This window comes from Marinobacterium sediminicola (genome assembly GCF_022343685.1).
GTDB lineage: Bacteria > Pseudomonadota > Gammaproteobacteria > Pseudomonadales > Balneatricaceae > Marinobacterium > Marinobacterium sediminicola.
The window spans coordinates 2,106,690-2,123,830 of the sequence record NZ_CP092123.1; the positions used below are offsets into that span (position 1 = coordinate 2,106,690).

The 17,141-nt window shown below is 56.5% G+C and carries 12 protein-coding genes and 1 tRNA gene; 6 read left to right on the forward strand and 7 right to left on the reverse strand.

Annotation, left to right across the window (positions count from 1 at the left end):
• Positions 1-140: 140 nt before the first annotated feature.
• On the forward strand, positions 141-1,766 hold the full coding sequence (locus LN244_RS09825) for an ATP-binding protein (RefSeq protein WP_239039613.1): 1,626 nt from the start codon (positions 141-143) through the stop codon (positions 1,764-1,766).
• The gene (locus LN244_RS09830) at positions 1,759-2,505 is read left to right on the forward strand and encodes a response regulator (RefSeq protein ID WP_239039614.1); all 747 of its coding nucleotides are present in this window, start codon (positions 1,759-1,761) and stop codon (positions 2,503-2,505) included. The genes LN244_RS09825 and LN244_RS09830 overlap by 8 nt, the downstream gene beginning before the upstream one ends.
• A 197-nt stretch (positions 2,506-2,702) precedes the next feature.
• Here the strand turns inward: LN244_RS09830 and LN244_RS09835 are convergent, their stop codons facing one another.
• The 3 genes from LN244_RS09835 to LN244_RS09845 all read right to left on the reverse strand — a co-directional run bounded on the left by LN244_RS09835 (position 2,703) and on the right by LN244_RS09845 (position 6,327).
• Entirely contained in the window at positions 2,703-3,632 is a 930-nt protein-coding gene (locus LN244_RS09835; protein WP_239039615.1) for an electron transfer flavoprotein subunit alpha/FixB family protein, read from the reverse strand.
• Between the two features lie 4 nt (positions 3,633-3,636).
• Positions 3,637-4,395, reverse strand: coding sequence for an electron transfer flavoprotein subunit beta/FixA family protein (locus LN244_RS09840; protein WP_239039616.1), 759 nt, complete (start codon positions 4,393-4,395; stop codon positions 3,637-3,639).
• A gap of 153 nt (positions 4,396-4,548) precedes the next feature.
• On the reverse strand, positions 4,549-6,327 hold the full coding sequence (locus LN244_RS09845) for an acyl-CoA dehydrogenase (protein ID WP_239039617.1): 1,779 nt from the start codon (positions 6,325-6,327) through the stop codon (positions 4,549-4,551).
• Positions 6,328-6,597: 270 nt separating this feature from the next.
• Here LN244_RS09845 and LN244_RS09850 point away from each other — a divergent pair, with 270 nt between their 5' ends.
• Positions 6,598-7,602, forward strand: coding sequence for an AraC family transcriptional regulator (locus tag LN244_RS09850; protein ID WP_239039618.1), 1,005 nt, complete (start codon positions 6,598-6,600; stop codon positions 7,600-7,602).
• A gap of 132 nt (positions 7,603-7,734) precedes the next feature.
• Positions 7,735-8,688, forward strand: coding sequence for a carbon-nitrogen hydrolase family protein (locus tag LN244_RS09855; protein ID WP_239039619.1), 954 nt, complete (start codon positions 7,735-7,737; stop codon positions 8,686-8,688).
• Positions 8,689-8,752: 64 nt separating this feature from the next.
• Here the strand turns inward: LN244_RS09855 and LN244_RS09860 are convergent, their stop codons facing one another.
• Together LN244_RS09860 and LN244_RS09865 are read right to left on the reverse strand one after the other, a co-directional pair.
• Positions 8,753-10,927 (reverse strand): M4 family metallopeptidase, encoded by a 2,175-nt coding sequence (locus LN244_RS09860; RefSeq protein ID WP_239039620.1) that lies wholly within the window; start codon positions 10,925-10,927, stop codon positions 8,753-8,755.
• Positions 10,928-11,324: 397 nt separating this feature from the next.
• Positions 11,325-11,412: transfer RNA gene (locus LN244_RS09865), tRNA-Ser, on the reverse strand.
• A gap of 198 nt (positions 11,413-11,610) precedes the next feature.
• Between LN244_RS09865 and LN244_RS09870 the strand changes: the two genes are divergently transcribed.
• On the forward strand, positions 11,611-12,585 hold the full coding sequence (locus LN244_RS09870; protein ID WP_239039621.1) for a calcium/sodium antiporter: 975 nt from the start codon (positions 11,611-11,613) through the stop codon (positions 12,583-12,585).
• A 20-nt stretch (positions 12,586-12,605) separates the two neighbouring features.
• Positions 12,606-13,559, forward strand: coding sequence for a magnesium/cobalt transporter CorA (corA, locus tag LN244_RS09875; RefSeq protein ID WP_239039622.1), 954 nt, complete (start codon positions 12,606-12,608; stop codon positions 13,557-13,559).
• Between the two features lie 10 nt (positions 13,560-13,569).
• Here corA and LN244_RS09880 read toward each other — a convergent pair whose 3' ends face one another.
• Both LN244_RS09880 and LN244_RS09885 read right to left on the reverse strand, forming a co-directional pair.
• Positions 13,570-16,422: a bifunctional diguanylate cyclase/phosphodiesterase gene (locus tag LN244_RS09880; protein ID WP_239039623.1), complete on the reverse strand. Its 2,853-nt coding sequence runs from the start codon at positions 16,420-16,422 to the stop codon at positions 13,570-13,572.
• 121 nt (positions 16,423-16,543) lie between these two features.
• On the reverse strand, positions 16,544-17,011 hold the full coding sequence (locus tag LN244_RS09885) for an Lrp/AsnC family transcriptional regulator (protein WP_239039624.1): 468 nt from the start codon (positions 17,009-17,011) through the stop codon (positions 16,544-16,546).
• Positions 17,012-17,141 lie beyond the last annotated feature (130 nt).

The following is a 17,141-nucleotide window of genomic DNA, read 5'->3' on the forward strand; positions in this document are numbered from 1 at the left end:
GTATGCAGCCTTGTGTTGTGCAAAAAGCTTATGAAACTAAAGATCTTTTAGTGTTTAAACGACATTTTGTTCATACTGTTCACGAGGTTTTTACATAAGCTTCAGGTATCATCCGGGGAACCATAACGATAATAACGCCTATGCGATTTTCCATCCGGCACTACCCGCTCAAAACGCGCATGGTTCTGATTCTGGGACTGATTGCGCTGCTGCAGACCGGCGCACTGGGCCTCTTCGCTCTGCACCATTTAAGCCAGTCCCTTCAGGAGCAGATGGGCGAGCGCGCCCTTCACGTCGCCAAAACCATTGCAGCCATGCCGCAAATCATCAATGCCGTTGATGCGCGCGACTCCTCTGAGCTACAACCTCTTGCCAGCCTCCTGGCACGGACGTCCCAGGCACGATTCGTCGTCATCGGTGATGCGGATGGACTGCGTCTGGCCCACCCAATGCCCGAACGGCTGGGGCTGTCCATGTCTGAAGATGACGATGATGTCCTCTCCCCCACCCTGCATCAGGGACTGGCTCAGGTGACGCGTGCCGAAGGAAGTCTGGGGCGTTCCATGCGCGCACGGGCCCCCATCTGGAGCATTGATGGCAACCGAATAATCGGCATTGTCTCAGTTGGTTATCTGTTGGACAGTGTCGAAGCCCTCGTCGATCGCTACCGCTTGACACTGGCATTGGTCATCCTGGCTGCCTTTGCTTTCAGTGTACTGACCGCTATCTGGTTTGCCGGCCACTTCAAAAAAGCAATCTTTGGACTTGAACCTGAAGAGATCGGGCGTCTGTTTCAGGAGCGTGATGCCACGCTCCAATCTGTTCGTGAAGGCATCATCGCCATTAACTCACAGGGGCAGATCACCACCGTCAATCAGGCCGCCTGCCGCATGCTCTCCTTGCCACAGCACACTGCTCTGATTGGCACACCGATCCAGCAGCTGTTTCCCGATACCCGCATGCTGGAGGTACTGACCAGTGACACCCCTCAGTTTGATCAGGAGGTGCGGGTCGGCGACCTTCAACTCATTGTCAACCGGCTGCCATTGCACCAGGGCAATAAAGTCACGGGGGTTGTGTCCAGTTTTCGGCGCAAGGATGAGCTGGATCTGCTCAGTCGCAAGCTGACCCGAATCCGTCAGTACGCAGACAGTCTTCGCAGTCAGGCCCATGAATACTCCAACAAGCTGCACACTATTGCCGGTTTAATCCAGATCGGTGCCACCGACGAGGCGCTCAACCTCATCGGGCAGGAAACCCGTGATCATCAGGCTCTGATTCACCTGTTGGTAGAAGCGGTACCGGACCCTATTCTGGCCGGTTGCCTGCTGGGCAAATACAACCGGGCACGTGAACTGGGTTTGATGTTGACTATCGATCCCGATAGTCAGATGCGGGACCTGCCACCAGAGCTGCCACGAGAGAAACTGGTCAGCATCATCGGCAACCTGCTCGACAACGCATTCGAGGCCACGCTGAGTCATGGCAGCACACAACCGGTCATCACACTAAGCATGACCGACCTGGGTGATGACCTGATTTTCGAGATTGAGGATCAAGGCCCCGGCATCCCCGCCGAAACCCAGCAACAGATTTTCGCCAAGGGCGTCACCAGCAAGAGCGAGCCCGGTCACGGCCTGGGGCTGCACCTGGTAAGTACTCAGCTTGAACAGCTTGGCGGGACGCTGACCATCGAACCGGGAACGTCTGCCGGTACTCGTATCACCATCTATATCCCCAAACACCCGGGAGGCATGCATGGTTGAGCTTATTCGAGTTGTGATCGCTGAAGATGACCCTCAAATTGCCGAAATACAGCAGCGCTTTCTTGACCGCATTCAGGGTTTCGAGCTGGTCGGTATCGCACACAGCCTTGATACCGCAAGGGATCTGGTGGAAGTGCTCAAGCCGGAGCTGCTTCTGCTGGACATCCAGTTTCCCACCGGCACCGGACTGGAGCTGCTGCGCGAGATGCGCATTGATAACAGCGCAACCGATGTCATCCTGATCACGGCCGCTCGGGAAGTTGATACCCTGAAAGAAGCCCTGCGTGGCGGTGTTTTTGACTACATCCTCAAACCTCTGGTATTTGAACGCCTGCAGGAAGCGCTGCAACACTACCGCGATCATCTCAACCGACTGCACGCGCTGGACTCTTTGGCTCAGGCCGACGTGGACAGCATGCTTCCACGCCGCACATCGAATTCGCCCGACAGCACAGCAAGCACTCCCGCTCCCGCTCCCGGTCCCGGTCCCGGTCCCGGTCCCGGTCAAGAATCCCGCCTACCCAAGGGTATCGACAGCCTCACGCTGGAAAAGATTCGTGCCGTTTTCACCGGAGAGAAGGAGCCGTTGAGCGCAGAAGAGGTCGGCAACGCCATCGGCGCCAGCCGCACTACCGCCAGACGCTATCTGGAATATCTGGTCAGTACCCGAGAGCTCAAGGCAGGCGTCAGCTACGGTACTGTCGGGCGCCCCGAACGTCGCTACCAGCTTGCGCTCTGAGACTGTCACTCTTCACCTTCAATGCACGTGTATTCACAGCACCGAGGACATAAACACGTTGTGGCTGGGTCTTCCACCCAGCATCGAAAACGTAATGTCCCCGGCAACGGCTCTGTTGACTGATCAGTCAGAAAACAAAAATGCCCTGTTCTCACAGTGAGCCCAGGGCACGTCGGATGTAGAGCAGGTGCTGAGGATTAGAGCCGGGATTCAAGCTCCGGCACCGCCTCGAACAGGTCCGCCACCAACCCGTAGTCGGCCACCTGGAAAATCGGCGCTTCTTCATCCTTATTGATCGCCACGATGATCTTGGACTCTTTCATCCCGGCCAGATGCTGGATTGCACCGGAGATACCCACGGCGATGTACAGTTCCGGCGCGACAATCTTGCCGGTCTGGCCGACCTGCATGTCGTTGGGTACGAAACCGGCATCCACCGCGGCACGGGACGCGCCAACCGCCGCACCCAGCTTGTCGGCCAGCTGTTCCAGGAGGGCAAAGTTCTCGCCGTTGCCCATGCCCCGGCCACCGGACACAACGACCTTGGCAGCGGTCAGCTCGGGACGGTCGGACTGAGCCACTTCCTCGCCGACAAAGGCAGACGTACCGGCATCATGAACCGCGCTCAGGTTTTCCACGCGGGCGGAACCACCGGTTTCAGCCGCGGCATCGAAGGCGGTCCCACGCACGGTGATCACCTTGATCGGGTCCAGTGACTCGACGGTGGCGATGGCATTACCGGCATAGATCGGACGCTTGAAGATGTTCTCGGACTCAACCGCAACGATATCGGACAGCTGCGCCACGTCCAGCAGCGCGGCCACACGGGGCATGACGTTCTTGCCAGTGGTGGTTGCTGGGGCGATGAGGTGGCTGTAGTCTCTGCCCAGCTCTGCAACCAACCGAGACAGGTTTTCAGCCAGTTGGTGGCCGTAGGCCGCGTTATCCGCGACCAGTACCTTGCTGACACCAGCGACCTGTGCAGCAGCTTCAGCCACCGCGCCACAGCCTTCGCCTGCGACCAGCAGGTGCAGTTCGCCCCCGATCCGAGACGCGGCGCTGACGGCGTTCAGCGTGGCACCCTTCAGGGTGCGGTTGTCATGTTCTGCAACGATCAGAATGGCCATGGATTCACCCCCCTCTGAGTACTTTGGCTTCGTTTTTCAGTTTATCGACCAGCTCGTCCACGCTGCTGACGCGGATCCCGGCCTGGCGCTCCGCTGGCGGCGTCACGTTCAGCAGTCGGGTATGCGACTTCAGCTCGACGCCCAGATCGGTCGGGGTCTTCACCTCCAGCGGCTTCTTCTTCGCTTTCATGATGTTCGGCAGCGAGGCGTAGCGCGGCTCATTCAAACGCAGATCGGTGGTGACGATCGCCGGCAGGTTCAGTGCCAGCGTCTGCAGGCCGCCGTCCACTTCACGGGTGACGTTGACCTTATCGCCGGCAACCTTCACGTCAGACGCAAAGGTCCCCTGCGGCAGGTCCAGCAGCGCGCCCAGCATCTGTCCGGTCTGGTTGTTGTCGGCATCGATGGACTGCTTGCCCAGAATCACCAGTTGCGGCTGCTCGGCCTCGACCACCTTGGCCAGCAGTTTGGCCACGTTCAGGGACTCCGGCATCGTGTCGGTTTCGATCTGGATACCTCGGTCAGCGCCCAGCGCCAGCGCGGTACGGATCTGCTCCTGGCACGCCTTGGGGCCGATGGATACCACCACGACTTCAGAAGCGGTGCCAGCTTCCTTCAGGCGCACGGCCTCCTCCACGGCGATTTCACAAAAGGGGTTCAGGGCCATTTTGACATTGGCCAGATCCACGTCGGTGTGGTCCGACTTGACGCGCACCTTGACGTTGTAGTCGATGACGCGCTTGACGGCGACAAGTACTTTCATGCTCAACCTCTCTTACCGATGGGCCTTTAAACCCATCGCTCATTTCGTTCTTGTTATCCCTGCAAAACAGCCTTTCCAGCTGAGCTGGCTCAGGGTATTGACGGCAGTGGTCTGAGAAAGTCGACCACCACTACATTCAGGGGACACGCTTGGTCAGAACTGGTCTTCATTCAGTGCCATAATGCTGCCGCTACCGGCCTGAATCGCTTCAAGGCTGGCCTGAGTGCGGGGCAACAGCTGCTCGGAAAAGAATTGGGCTGTGACGAGCTTGGCCTTCAAGTATTCAGGATCACCCTTTCCCGCACCGAGGAGTGTCTGTGCACGCAAGGCCGAGTGCCCCATCAGCCAGCCCCCACAGAGGTAGCCAAACAGCATCATGAACTGGACGCTCACGCTGCCAGCAGCCGAAGGATCGCTGGAGGCATTGTCCAGCAACCAGCGACGGGCAGCCTGACCGGCGTCCAGCGCCTTGCGCAGCGCACGGCCCTGAGCGGCCAAGGTCGCCTGATCTTCTAGCGCCATCACAGTCTGTTCGATCTCGGTCATGAGTTCCGCCAGCGATTCGCCTCGGTTCAGCAGGGTTTTACGCCCTACCAGATCCAGCGCCTGAATACCGGTGGTACCTTCGTAGATGGTCAGGATGCGGGCATCTCGGTAGTGCTGGGCCGAACCGGTTTCCTCGATAAAGCCCATCCCGCCATTGATCTGGGTACCCAGATAAGTCACCTCCTGCGCCAGCTCAGTACACCACCCCTTGACGATCGGGGTCAGCAGTTCCAGCCTTGCCAACGCCTTGCGCCGAGTCGCTTCATCCTGAGCGCGACCGGCACGATCCACGGAAGCCGCGCCGACCAATGCCACGCAGCGCATCGCCTCAATGGAGGACTTCATCTGCATCAGCATGCGACGCACATCGGGGAATTTGATGATCGAGAAACGGCTGCCATCCCGGTTTGTACCCTGCAGGCGCTCCTTGGCGTACGCCAATGCCTGCTGGTAGGAACGCTCGGCAATGGCTACGCCCTGCAGCCCGACAGCCTGGCGGGCACAGTTCATCATGGTGAACATGCAGGACAGCCCCTTATGAGGTTCGCCGACCAGATAGCCGATCGCTCCTTCATTGTCACCGTAGCTCATGACACAGGTAGGGCTGCCATGAATGCCCAGCTTGTGTTCAACGGAGACACAATGAACATCGTTGCGCTTACCAGGGTGGCCGTTTTCGTCCAGCAGGAACTTGGGTACTACAAACAGGGAAATGCCTTTCACTCCGGCCGGTGCATCCGGCAAACGTGCCAGTACCAGATGGATAATATTTCCGGTCATCTGATGATCACCCCAGGTGATGAAGATTTTCTGGCCGATGATTCGGTAATGGTCCTCTTCGGGTACGGCCCGGGTCTTGATCGCAGCCAGATCGGTACCCGCATCCGGCTCGGTAAGATTCATGGTGCCGGTCCACTCGCCAGAGATCATCTTCGGCAGCCAGGTCTGCTTCAGTTCGTCAGACCCATGGTGGGAGATCGCCTCTACCGCACCTTGAGTCAGCAGCGGACAGAGCCCGAAAGAGAGGTTCGCGGACTGCCAGATTTCATTCACCGCCGTTCCCAGTACGTTAGGCAGTCCCTGGCCGCCAAACGCCTCATCAGCGATCAGCGAGTTCCAGCCACCTTCGGCAAATTGACGGTAGGCCTGCTTGAAACCCGACGTCTCTTCAACGCCTTTCTCAGTCAGTTTGACGCCCTGAGTATCACCGACCACATTCAGCGGTGACAGGACAGCCGATCCGAACTTGCCCGCTTCCGTCAGAATTGCCGAGGCCAATTCGGCATTGATCTCCTCGAAGCCGCTTTCATGACAGAGATCATCGAGACCGACCACCTCATTCAACACAAACTCGGTGTCCTTCAGGGGATGCTTGTATTCGCTCATCGCTTCTGCTCCTGGATTCCGCAAGGCTCGGAACCTCTGTCATCATGCGTGCTCTCTGCCTTGGAGTTGAACAACTGGCCATTAAATGCTGAGCCCGGCATTCGTTTCCCGTACCTGAAAGCTCGCTATCAAAATGTCCAGCCAGTGTCCCGATATGCGGTCTGGTCAACAATAACCAATTCAGCCCGATACTTAACATTTTCGGACACTTTGCCTAAACTCTATATACCTGCTCAACACTCTGGCCTCGAAGGACTACCCTAAACGGACATGCGCAACGACCGTCATTCAGTCTCAACCCACTTTGCTCGTACCATGATCGCGGCGGCGAAGCGGCATCACCTGGACCATGACACATTGCTGCAGGACGCCGGGCTGACTGAGCAGCTGATCAACACGCCGGGACTTCGAATCACACCAGAACAGTTGAGCCGCCTGACACAGGGGATATGGCGTCAGGCTGATGACGAGTTTCTTTGTATGGGGAGTCGGCCCTCCCGACATGGCGTGTTTGCACTGATGGCGAAACAGGTCGTGCGTTGCCGCACGCTCCGACCGGTGCTCTACAATATGAGCAGGTTCTATAACCTGGTCGGTGATGCGTTCAGGCTGGAGTTCAGAGTTGAAGAAAATACCGCTTCATTTTCGCTGACGTTAATTGAACCGGATAAGGACCCGGATTTTACCTTACGTGAGTTTATGCTGTTGCTCCTGCACCGTTTCCCCAGCTGGCTCATCGGCCAGAAGATCCCCTTGCGTTATGTCACTCTCGACTTTCCAGCCCCTGCGCACAGGGAAGAGCATCGGCTGATGTACCCCTGCGAAGTGCTGTACCGCCAGCCAACGAACAGCTTCGTGTTCGATGCTGACCTGCTTAACGCGCCGGTTGTCCAGACATCTCACACTCTGAGAGCGTATCTGCGCTCACTGCCGCTGGACTGGTTCAAGCGGCAGGCCTACTACTCGGTCTATACCCGGCGGGTGATGGATTACCTGGAGAGCAGCGATGACCTTGCCGCAGCCTGCATGGAAGTCGTTTCGGCCGAGCTTCATATGACCTCTCGTACCCTCAGGCGCAAGCTGACCGACGAGGGCACCAGTTTTCAGGAGCTTAAAGACGGCGTACGCCGCGATACCGCCATTCACCTGCTCAGCCAATCGTCACTGCCGATTTCTCAGATATCGCGCCGACTGGGCTTTTCCGAGCCAGCTGCGTTCACCCGCGCCTTCAAGCAATGGACAGGCGTGTCACCCAGCCTCTATCGACAAGCATGATCGCAAGTCTTCGCATCTGCGACTTTGACAGCCCATCATGATCCACTAGGCTTAGAACATACTCTCGGACAGCCTCATGCTGTTTCTCCCTGGCTGCACCCTTCTAATCTAAGAAGTATGGGGAGGCTCAATATGGCCTCATCAATCAAGGTTGCCATCGTCCAAAAGCCCCCCGTCTGGCTGGATCTCCCCGCGACACTGGCAGCAGCGACTGAATCCTTGCAGGAAGCCGCTAATCAGGGTGCGCAGCTGGTCATGTTCCCGGAAGCCTACCTGACCGGCTACCCGACGTGGATATGGCGACTCAAACCGGGCGGCGACATGGCGCTGGGCAATCAGCTGCATAGTCGCCTGCGGCAGAATGCCGTCGATCTGGCTCATGGAGACCTGGACAGCTTTCGTGAAGCGGTCAAGACATCCGGTACCGTAGTCGTCATTGGCATGCATGAACTCGATTCACACTATAGCGGTACGACCCTGTTCAATTCTGTGGCCGTTATCGACAGTGATGGCAAGCTGTTGAATGTGCATCGAAAACTGATGCCAACCAACCCTGAACGCATGGTCTGGGGCATGGGAGATGCATCAGGGCTGAAAGTGGTCGACACAGCGGTCGGACGGATCGGTTGCTTGATCTGTTGGGAAAGTTACATGCCGCTGGCCCGATTTGCCCTCTATGCGCAAAATATCGAGCTGTACCTGGCCCCTACCTGGGATTCTGGCGAAACCTGGCGGGCCTCGATGAATCATATTGCCCGTGAGGGAGGTTGCTACGTACTCAGCACGGCAACCGCTGTTCAGGGGAGCGACCTTCCAGAGAGCTTCCCTGAACGTGACCGACTGTTCACACCGGATGAATGGATCAACCCTGGCGATGCCGTGGTGATCAAGCCCTTCGGTGGTGTGATTGCCGGCCCTCTGCATCAGGAGAAGGCAATTCTTTACGCCGATATCGACCTGGAAGAGGCGCGGGCGGCAAGAAAAGCGCTTGATGTCAGCGGGCATTACAACCGCCCCGACCTGTTCAAGCTTGAAGTGAATCGCCAAGTCATACCGCCCGTGCATTTTAACGACGATCCGGGATAAATGTTCGATTGGGGGGTACCCCCCACTTCCAGGCGAAGTTCAGACAGTGCATTCATTAACCGCTTCAGGGCTTTAAGACCGTTATGCGGGTGCCATCACTGTCTGCATCCGGGTCGAAATTCAGTTCTGCATTATACGAGCTGGTTGCACGGATACGGGTAACGGTAAAGGTCACCTGCCCCTCCCGCTTTCGAATTCCAGCATGACTGACTCGACAGCGCCCTGAGGTATCCGTTGTACAGGCGGATGATACGGCACCGGCCAATGACCAGGTACCTTCAACGACAGCGCCCGCAACCAGCTCTCCGGTATCACGTACCTCAGCCTCCACATCCGCTGTCCAGGTTCCCCCCTGACTTGAGGCGTAGGCATCAAGATCCGAAATATGACTGCCATTACCGGATGGTGTGGAGCCTTGAACACTAACCTGAACTTCCTGACTGTCGCTACTGTTGTTACCACTGTCAGTCACCCTGGCAACCAGTGAGTGAAGACTGCCACCGGCCAGTGGAGCCGTATCCCAGTCATACTCGAAATAGCCCGTCTGCGCATTGAAGGTGGCGCCATGCGCGATCCCATCAATCACCAATTCAACATCCAGGGTGTTCACAGGATCGAGATCGTCAGTTGCGCTGACTTGCACCCTGACCAGCCCGGTAACAGTTGCTCCGTCCAACGGATTGATAATGGATGCACTGGGTGGATTATCTGCGGGACCTGACCCTGCTCCCCCACAGACAATATCCGTCAGGCCCACTGCGATCCAGGCATCGGCCGTAGAGACTCTCTGCGGGGAGTCTTTACCAAAGCGTGCCGATGCAATGGCTTCTGTCGCGGCACGGGCCTCACACATGTCCGCATCAGCGTTCAGACCGATGAAAGCGAGAAAGAAAACCTGTTCTGCATCTGCAAGACCAATCCCGGCAACCGTTCGGTCATTGTCCTGCCGATCCAGCAGATCATCACAGTGCGCAGAGGCATGATCAGCCTTACTGGCGCAACTGGCATTCAAGGTCAGAGTGCCCATCGGTTGCGCCAATAAGTAATAGGCATGGTTGGGAATGGCACTGTTCCAGTGCACACCGCCATTATCACTGGTTCCGGTGTAACGCTCACTGTAATGGTCAATCTTCAGGCCATCCTCTTCAGGATCAGCCATGTTACGGAATCCGGGCATGGCATCTCCGGTGCGGTCAAAATCCTCACCAATCAGCCAGTCCGGACACAACACGTCACCAACGCCGGAGCAATCGCCCTCGCCCGGCTCGATGAAGAGCAGCTCAACACTGGTTGCCATGATGTCGGAAAAGGATTCGTTTAGAGCCCCCGATTCGTTCTGATAAATAAGGCCAGAGGTGTACTCGGTGACCGCATGGGTGAATTCATGCACGGCCACATCCAGGGATGTCAGCTCGTCATAGTCAACGCCGTCACCATCACCAAACGCCAGATAACTGCCATTCCAGAAGGCATTGACATAGTTCTTGGTGTAGTGGGCATGCACCTCCAACGGCATGGGGTGAAAGACGCCCAGATTGAAGCCGTGAGTGTCACGGAAGTAGTCATCAGCCAGATTGACGTAATAATGGGCATCGACAAGAGCCCCCTGTCCCGGTGACTCACGTCCTTCCGTGATCCACTCATCGTTGCTGTCCGCAGCGACCGGACCCAGAAACGGACGGCGGGTAGAGCCCTGATCGTGGGTGACCACACGCGCATTCAAGAGCAGATATCCGCTGCCGGAAGGCGTCGTCAGGCCGGCCAGGTCCTTGATATCGGCTGTGATGCCGCCGGGAAAATCAAAGTGCGCACCCTGACCGCAGGGGGCTGACAGGCGACCTGCGCACTCGGTCATCAAAGCGTCATAACGATTCAGGACTGCTGCCGAACCAGCATCGATCCAGTGTACCCAGCGGCTATTCGGCCGGCGGCTCTCAATACGATAAAAATATCGACCGCTGGCAGGGTCAATCATCAGCTCTGCACGCCGATCCAGATCCGGGCCGATATCAGGATCTACCGCCGCCATCGCCTGCGCTCGGCTGATGCCGACCCGATTGACGGGGAGAACTTTCGGGTAATGCGCGCCGATCACCGGTTCGACCTCGGTGCTTGGATTACGGTACAGGGTAATCTGTCCACCCAATACACGGGCATTGCCGTGGTATTGCTGATAACGCTCGAAGGACAGCCCGCCCTGCAGCTTGAACGTCCTTTCAAGCCGCATGTCCGGCGGCAAGTTGTAAGCCTCCGCTTTTGCTCCAGCCTCGGCGATAGAAGCCGACTGTGCCGACGTCATAGTGACTAGAAACAGGAGAACACTCGAAACGATCAGGAGAAGGTGCCGCGTGATCATGACAGGATGCCTTTTTTGACCTCGAGATCAGGTGGAACTCTCCCGAACTCGATACCCGCTATCAAGGACGCGCCCTTCCCATGCTACCTGAAGGCTCCTGCCAAAACGTCCGGCCTGCATTGAATATAGCAACCCCTGTAGAGCTTGCGTCGGCAGAAGCAGTGAAATACGGATCGAAAGAGAATTAACTCAGGCGGTTTTTTGAGAGGAGGCTGTAAGAAAGACTGCATGGTGACAGGCACAAAAAAGCCCGCGCTAAGCGGGCTTTTCTGATAAATAATGGCGGTCAGGGAGGGATTCGAACCCTCGATGCCTTTCGACATACACACTTTCCAGGCGTGCTCCTTCGGCCACTCGGACACCTGACCATATTGCATTCGATGTCTTGTTACCGCGGTAGGCAGCGCCTCATCAAATGATGGCGCGTATTATAGATCGTTGTTTTCAAAGCACAACCCCCTCCCCTAATTTTTTTTCACTTTCGCCATAACGCAGACGCAGAGGCCGTGTCAGAGTATGATGCGCAACTGCACTGACGATGTGAACAACGAGGAGTTCTGATTCAAATGTTGATGGCAATTTTAGCCGTAGTGGGTGGACTGGCTCTGCTGGTCTGGAGTGCTGACCGGTTCATTGATGGCGCTGCCGCAACGGCTCGACATGCCGGTATGCCACCCTTATTGATCGGTATGGTCATTATCGGCTTTGGCACCTCCGCACCGGAAATGGTTGTATCGGCTTTTGCGTCCCTTCAGGGCAACCCGAATCTGGCGCTGGGTAACGGCTATGGTTCCAATATCACCAACATCGCCTTGATTCTGGGCATTACCGCACTGCTCAGCCCCATCGCCGTGCACTCACAGATTCTGCGCAAGGAATTGCCACTGCTGGCCGTCATCACCCTGCTGGCCGGCTACCAGCTGATGGACGGTCAGATCACCGCGACAGAAGCCTGGACTCTGCTGGGCGTTTTCTTCCTGATGATGGGCTGGTCAATCGTTCAAGGCATGCGTCAGCGTGGCGACACACTCGGAAGCGACGTCGAGCATGAACTCGCCAGTGACGTGATCATGCCGCTGGGAAAAGCCCTGATTTGGCTATTGATCGGTCTGATACTGCTGATTGCCAGCTCCCGTATTCTGGTATGGGGTGCCGTGGATATTGCCAGCGCCATGGGTGTCAGTGATCTGATCATCGGTCTGACCGTAGTCGCGATCGGTACCTCTCTGCCGGAACTGGCGTCTTCGATCATTGCCGTACGCAAGAACGAACATGACCTGGCGCTGGGCAACGTGATCGGCTCAAACATGTTCAACACCCTGGCGGTCGTAGGTATTGCCGGTGCCATTCATCCAATGAGTGTTAGCCCTGAAGTGCTGACCCGCGACTGGGTTGTGATGGCAGGCCTGACCCTGTCACTGTTTGTGCTCGGCTACGGATTCCGTGGACAAAGCCGTATCAACCGTGCCGAGGGTGGACTGCTGCTTGCCATCTTTGTCGCCTACACCGGCTATCTGGTATACGGTGTCGTAAACGCCTAAGTCCGACAGGAGCAACGCCTTTGATCCGTACCTTTGCACTGGAAAGCGGCAAACTGCGTGAACAGGAGCTGGCAGATCCGCCCTCTGAGGTTGATCTCCAGAGCGCCAGCTGGATTGATCTGCAGGATGCAGAGCAGAACGAGCGCCAGGCGATTGAACGTCTGTTCCCGCAGAGCCTGCCCGATGCCAACGAGGTTGAGGAAATCGAGTCCAGTGCCCGCTACTTCGTTGAAGGCGACGACCTGCACGTGCACTCACTTTTCCTGTACCAGAGCGAAGGCCGATTCCGTACCGCGACCGTGGCGTTCACCCTGAACCCGCATCGCCTGATCAGCACCCGTGATGTGGAACTGCCCGACTTCCGTCTGACACGCCTCAGGGCACGACGCGGCTGGATTGAAGCCAGCTCCCCCTTGCAGGTCATGATTGCGCTGTTTGAGCAGAAGGTCGACAACCTGGCAGACCAGCTGGAGGATCTGCATCGCAGCCTCGAGCAGGTCAGTAATGAGGTACTGGAAAACCGGGAAGCCGACCTGGGCGAGCAACTGGACCGGCTGGCCAAACTGGAAGACAGCAATGGCCAGATAAGACTCTGTCTGATGGATACCCAGCGTTCGACGTCCTTCCTGCTGCGCCACATCCGTCAAGATACGGCCGGGGTGGATACCTGCCGTGAGATCCTGCGCGACCTGGATACTCTGATGGCACACGCCACCTTCGTATTCGAGAAGATCAACTTCTTGCTCAACGCGGCCCAGGGTTTCATCAACATCCGCCAGAACCAGATCATCAAGATCTTCTCAATCGCCGCCGTGGTGTTTCTGCCCCCCACGCTGGTTGGCACGGTCTATGGAATGAACTTCCATACCATGCCGGAGCTTGACTGGGTCTTCGGGTATCCGATGGCACTGGGATTGATGGTGGTATCAGCGATCTCGCCTTACCTGTTTTTCAAGCACAAGGGCTGGCTGTAACCAGCCCTTTTCATTTCAGCCGTTGAGTAAATTCGTCGGCTGACAATGGCTTATCGAAATAGTACCCCTGCGCCAGATTGCAGCCGGCGGCACGCAGGAACTCACAGTGCGCCTCCGTCTCAACCCCTTCAGCCACGGTCATGATATTCAGGTGGCGTGCGATATCGATGATCGATGAGGTGATGGCGACATCGTCCCTGTCTTCTGGAATGCCCATGATGAAGGCGCGGTCGATCTTCAACTTGTCCAGTACGAATCGCTTCAGATATGCCAGACTCGCATATCCGGTACCGAAATCATCCAGTGCGATTCGAATACCCAGATCACGCAACTGCTGCAGCAACAGCACGGAGCTGTCGACATCGCTCATCAGCACACTCTCGGTGACTTCGAGTACCAGCAACTCAGGATCAAAACCGGTGCTATCCAGAACATTACGCACTTCATCCACCAGCTCGGGACGGAACTGCACCGCGGAAACATTAACCGCAACCGACAGCGGCTCGACTGAATCCCGGTTCCACAATTCCCCCTGACGACAGGCTTCTTCCAGAACCCAGGCCCCGATCGAGATGATCAGCCCCGTTTCTTCAGCCAGCGGGATGAATCGATCCGGCATCACCATCCCGCTCGGGCTGTTCCATCGAATCAAGGCTTCGCAGCCCGACAGACGATTGCGGGCAAAATCGTATTGAGGCTGGTAGTAGAGTTCAAACTCATCCCGTAACAGCGCATCCCTGAGTCCAGTTTCCAACAGCAACCGTTCAGATACCTTCTCGTTCATCGATGAAGTAAAGCACTGGAAATTGTTTCGCCCCTGCCCCTTGGCGTAATAGAGTGCCGTATCGGCATTTTTCAGGAGCGTTTCAAAGTTGTCGCCATCATCGGGATAGACCGCCACCCCGGCACTGGCGGTTACAACCAGAGAGTGACCATCAAGATTCAGCGGACGAGAGACCTGTGCCAGGCAGTGGGTTACCACCGCATTCAGGTCCTTCAGAGCGGTGGTATTCGACAGCAGTGCCACGAACTCGTCCCCTCCGATACGACTCAACGTCACGCCACCACGCAGCTCATTCGATAACCGCTGAGAAACCATCTGCAGCAGGGAATCACCGGCACCATGGCCCAGGGTGTCATTGATGTTCTTGAAGCGGTCCAGATCGAAGATAACCAGCGCAACCTTTTGATCACGGCTTCTCGCCCAGTCGATCGCCTGCCGGGTACGCTCACGCAGTAATTGCCGGTTGGGCAGATCGGTCAGGGCATCGAAGTCGGACAGATAACGTACCTGATCCTCGGCGGCTTTGCGCTCGGTAATATCGTTGAGCATCGCCACATAATTGCTCGGCTGACCCTCCTCATCGACAACCAGAGTTATGGACAGCCATTGGGGATAGATTTCACCGTTGCGGCGACGATTCCACACTTCCCCCTGCCAACGGTGATCCTCATGCAGTTTCTTCCACATTTCCTTGAAGAAGGCCTGACTGTGACGACCGGATGCCAGCAACGCAGGGGTCTGCCCTACGACCTCATCTGCACTGTAGCCTGTGATGCGACAGAACGCGGGGTTCACCGCCATGATGCGGTTGTTGGCATCGCTGATCATCGCGCCCTCGCCAGCCGACTCGAACACCCGACCAGCCAATTGCAACTGTCGGGAACGGGCCTGCAGCTGTTCACGCTGATCATCTATCTGGCGCTGATAGCGCTTCATCAATACACGTAGCCAGCGAGTAATCACAAGGGTTACGCCCATGGCAACCACCAGCGCCAATGCCAGCAACATCACCAGTGCCTGCAAGTCCTTATGTAAACCCGACTCCAGACGGCGCTTCTGCTCATCAAGACTTCTGGTCAACTCCTTCTGATAAACACCCGCCACCAGTACCCAGTCCCATTCAGGTACCAGTTGCACCAGCGCCAGCTTGTCTTCAGTTTCATTGCTATTCGGGCCATACCATTGGTATTCGACAAACCGCCCCTCCGGAGAAGCCTGAGCAATCAGCCAACTCACCATTCGCTGATGGGCCTCATCCAGCTCGTCCAGCGACAGACCCTCGGTATCGGGCCTGGAGGGCGACAGCAGAACCTGACCATCCCGCTTCAGCACCGCGATGTAGCCTTCATTGTCGAGCCGGAGGGTTTGCAGTCGTGACAGCGTCTGTTGCTTCAGATCGTTTTCAACCTGATACAGGTAGTCACCGCTGCCAATGATCCAGTTCAGCGGCTCAAAGAGTTCAACATAGGCGATTTTTTCCCGCATCTCGTCCGGGTAATCGGGGGCATACCAGCGGTAACGCGAGTAGCCTGTCCCTCTTGGCTGCAGGGCCGCATCGATCAGCCCCCTCATGATGTAATGGCCGGTGTCGTCCTGGTTATCATAGAGAGACTGGCCTTCAACGCTCGGCAAGGTCGGCAGCAATACACACTGACCCTCCAGGGTGTCGATGAAGATATAACCGCGACCGTCAAAGAAACGCAGATCCCGCAGCGCCTCTCGTATCAATCGCTCCGTCGACTCCGAATCATCAGGATTACGAATTTGCTCTTCTGCATAGATGGACCTGGCCAGCGTCATGGCCTGACGCACTTCATCGCGGACTTGTCGTTTAAGTACGGACTCTGTTTGCTGCCGCACATACTCGATGTAGTCCAGCGTAGCATCGACATGATCGCGCAGGCTTTGGTGACTTCGTTCCAGCTGTGTTTGCCACTGCTGTTGAATGTGTGCCTGACCGGAACGGTAGGCATTGAAAATAAAGAAGGCGGACACGGCCAGCATCAACACACTGACCATGCCGAGGATCACTCGAGTTTGGTAGCGTGGCAAGGTGTCTGCATTGATGATAAGTGACATCTTCAAGTCTCTGCAGATATGTAACAGCTCTCGTTCGGATCTATCCATGCCACACCGAACGAAGATACAAGTTGCAGTTTTATATCACCACGCAAAGAGGTATCGCAAACGATAACCGATCTCAAAGCGGCAAATGTTGTGTATTCTTGATCTCGCGCAGGGCGAAATTGGAATGCACCTGAGCAATTCCCTGCAAGGTAAAGATCTTTTCATTCAGGAACCGGTCATAGGACCGCATATCGGGTACCACGACCCTGAGCACAAAATCCGCATTCCCGGTCACGGCAAAACACTGTAACACTTCGGGGTAGGTCATCACCTGGTGCTCGAACTCTTCGGTACTGTCGAGGTTGTGGCGCTGCAGGGACACGAGTACAAATACACTCATGGCTTGCCCCATCACTTCAGCATTGAGCAGCGCACTGTACCCCTCAATAACGCCCTGCTCCTCCAGCGCCCTGACACGGCGCCAGCAGGCCGCCGGAGATAACCCCACCTTTTCGGCCAATTGCTGGTTACTGATGCGGCCATCCTGCTGCAGGTGGTGCAGAATCTTGCGGTCATAACCGTCGAGCTCAACCCGTTTCATTTTGTAACACTCCAGATTTTTAAAACATTCTTTCCTATCTGACTATAATTTGGAAGCTTCTTGCAAAAATAACGTCCTCCCCCCCCTAAATAGCAAGCACCTTTATCGGCCTTCTCCCTACAATTCCATT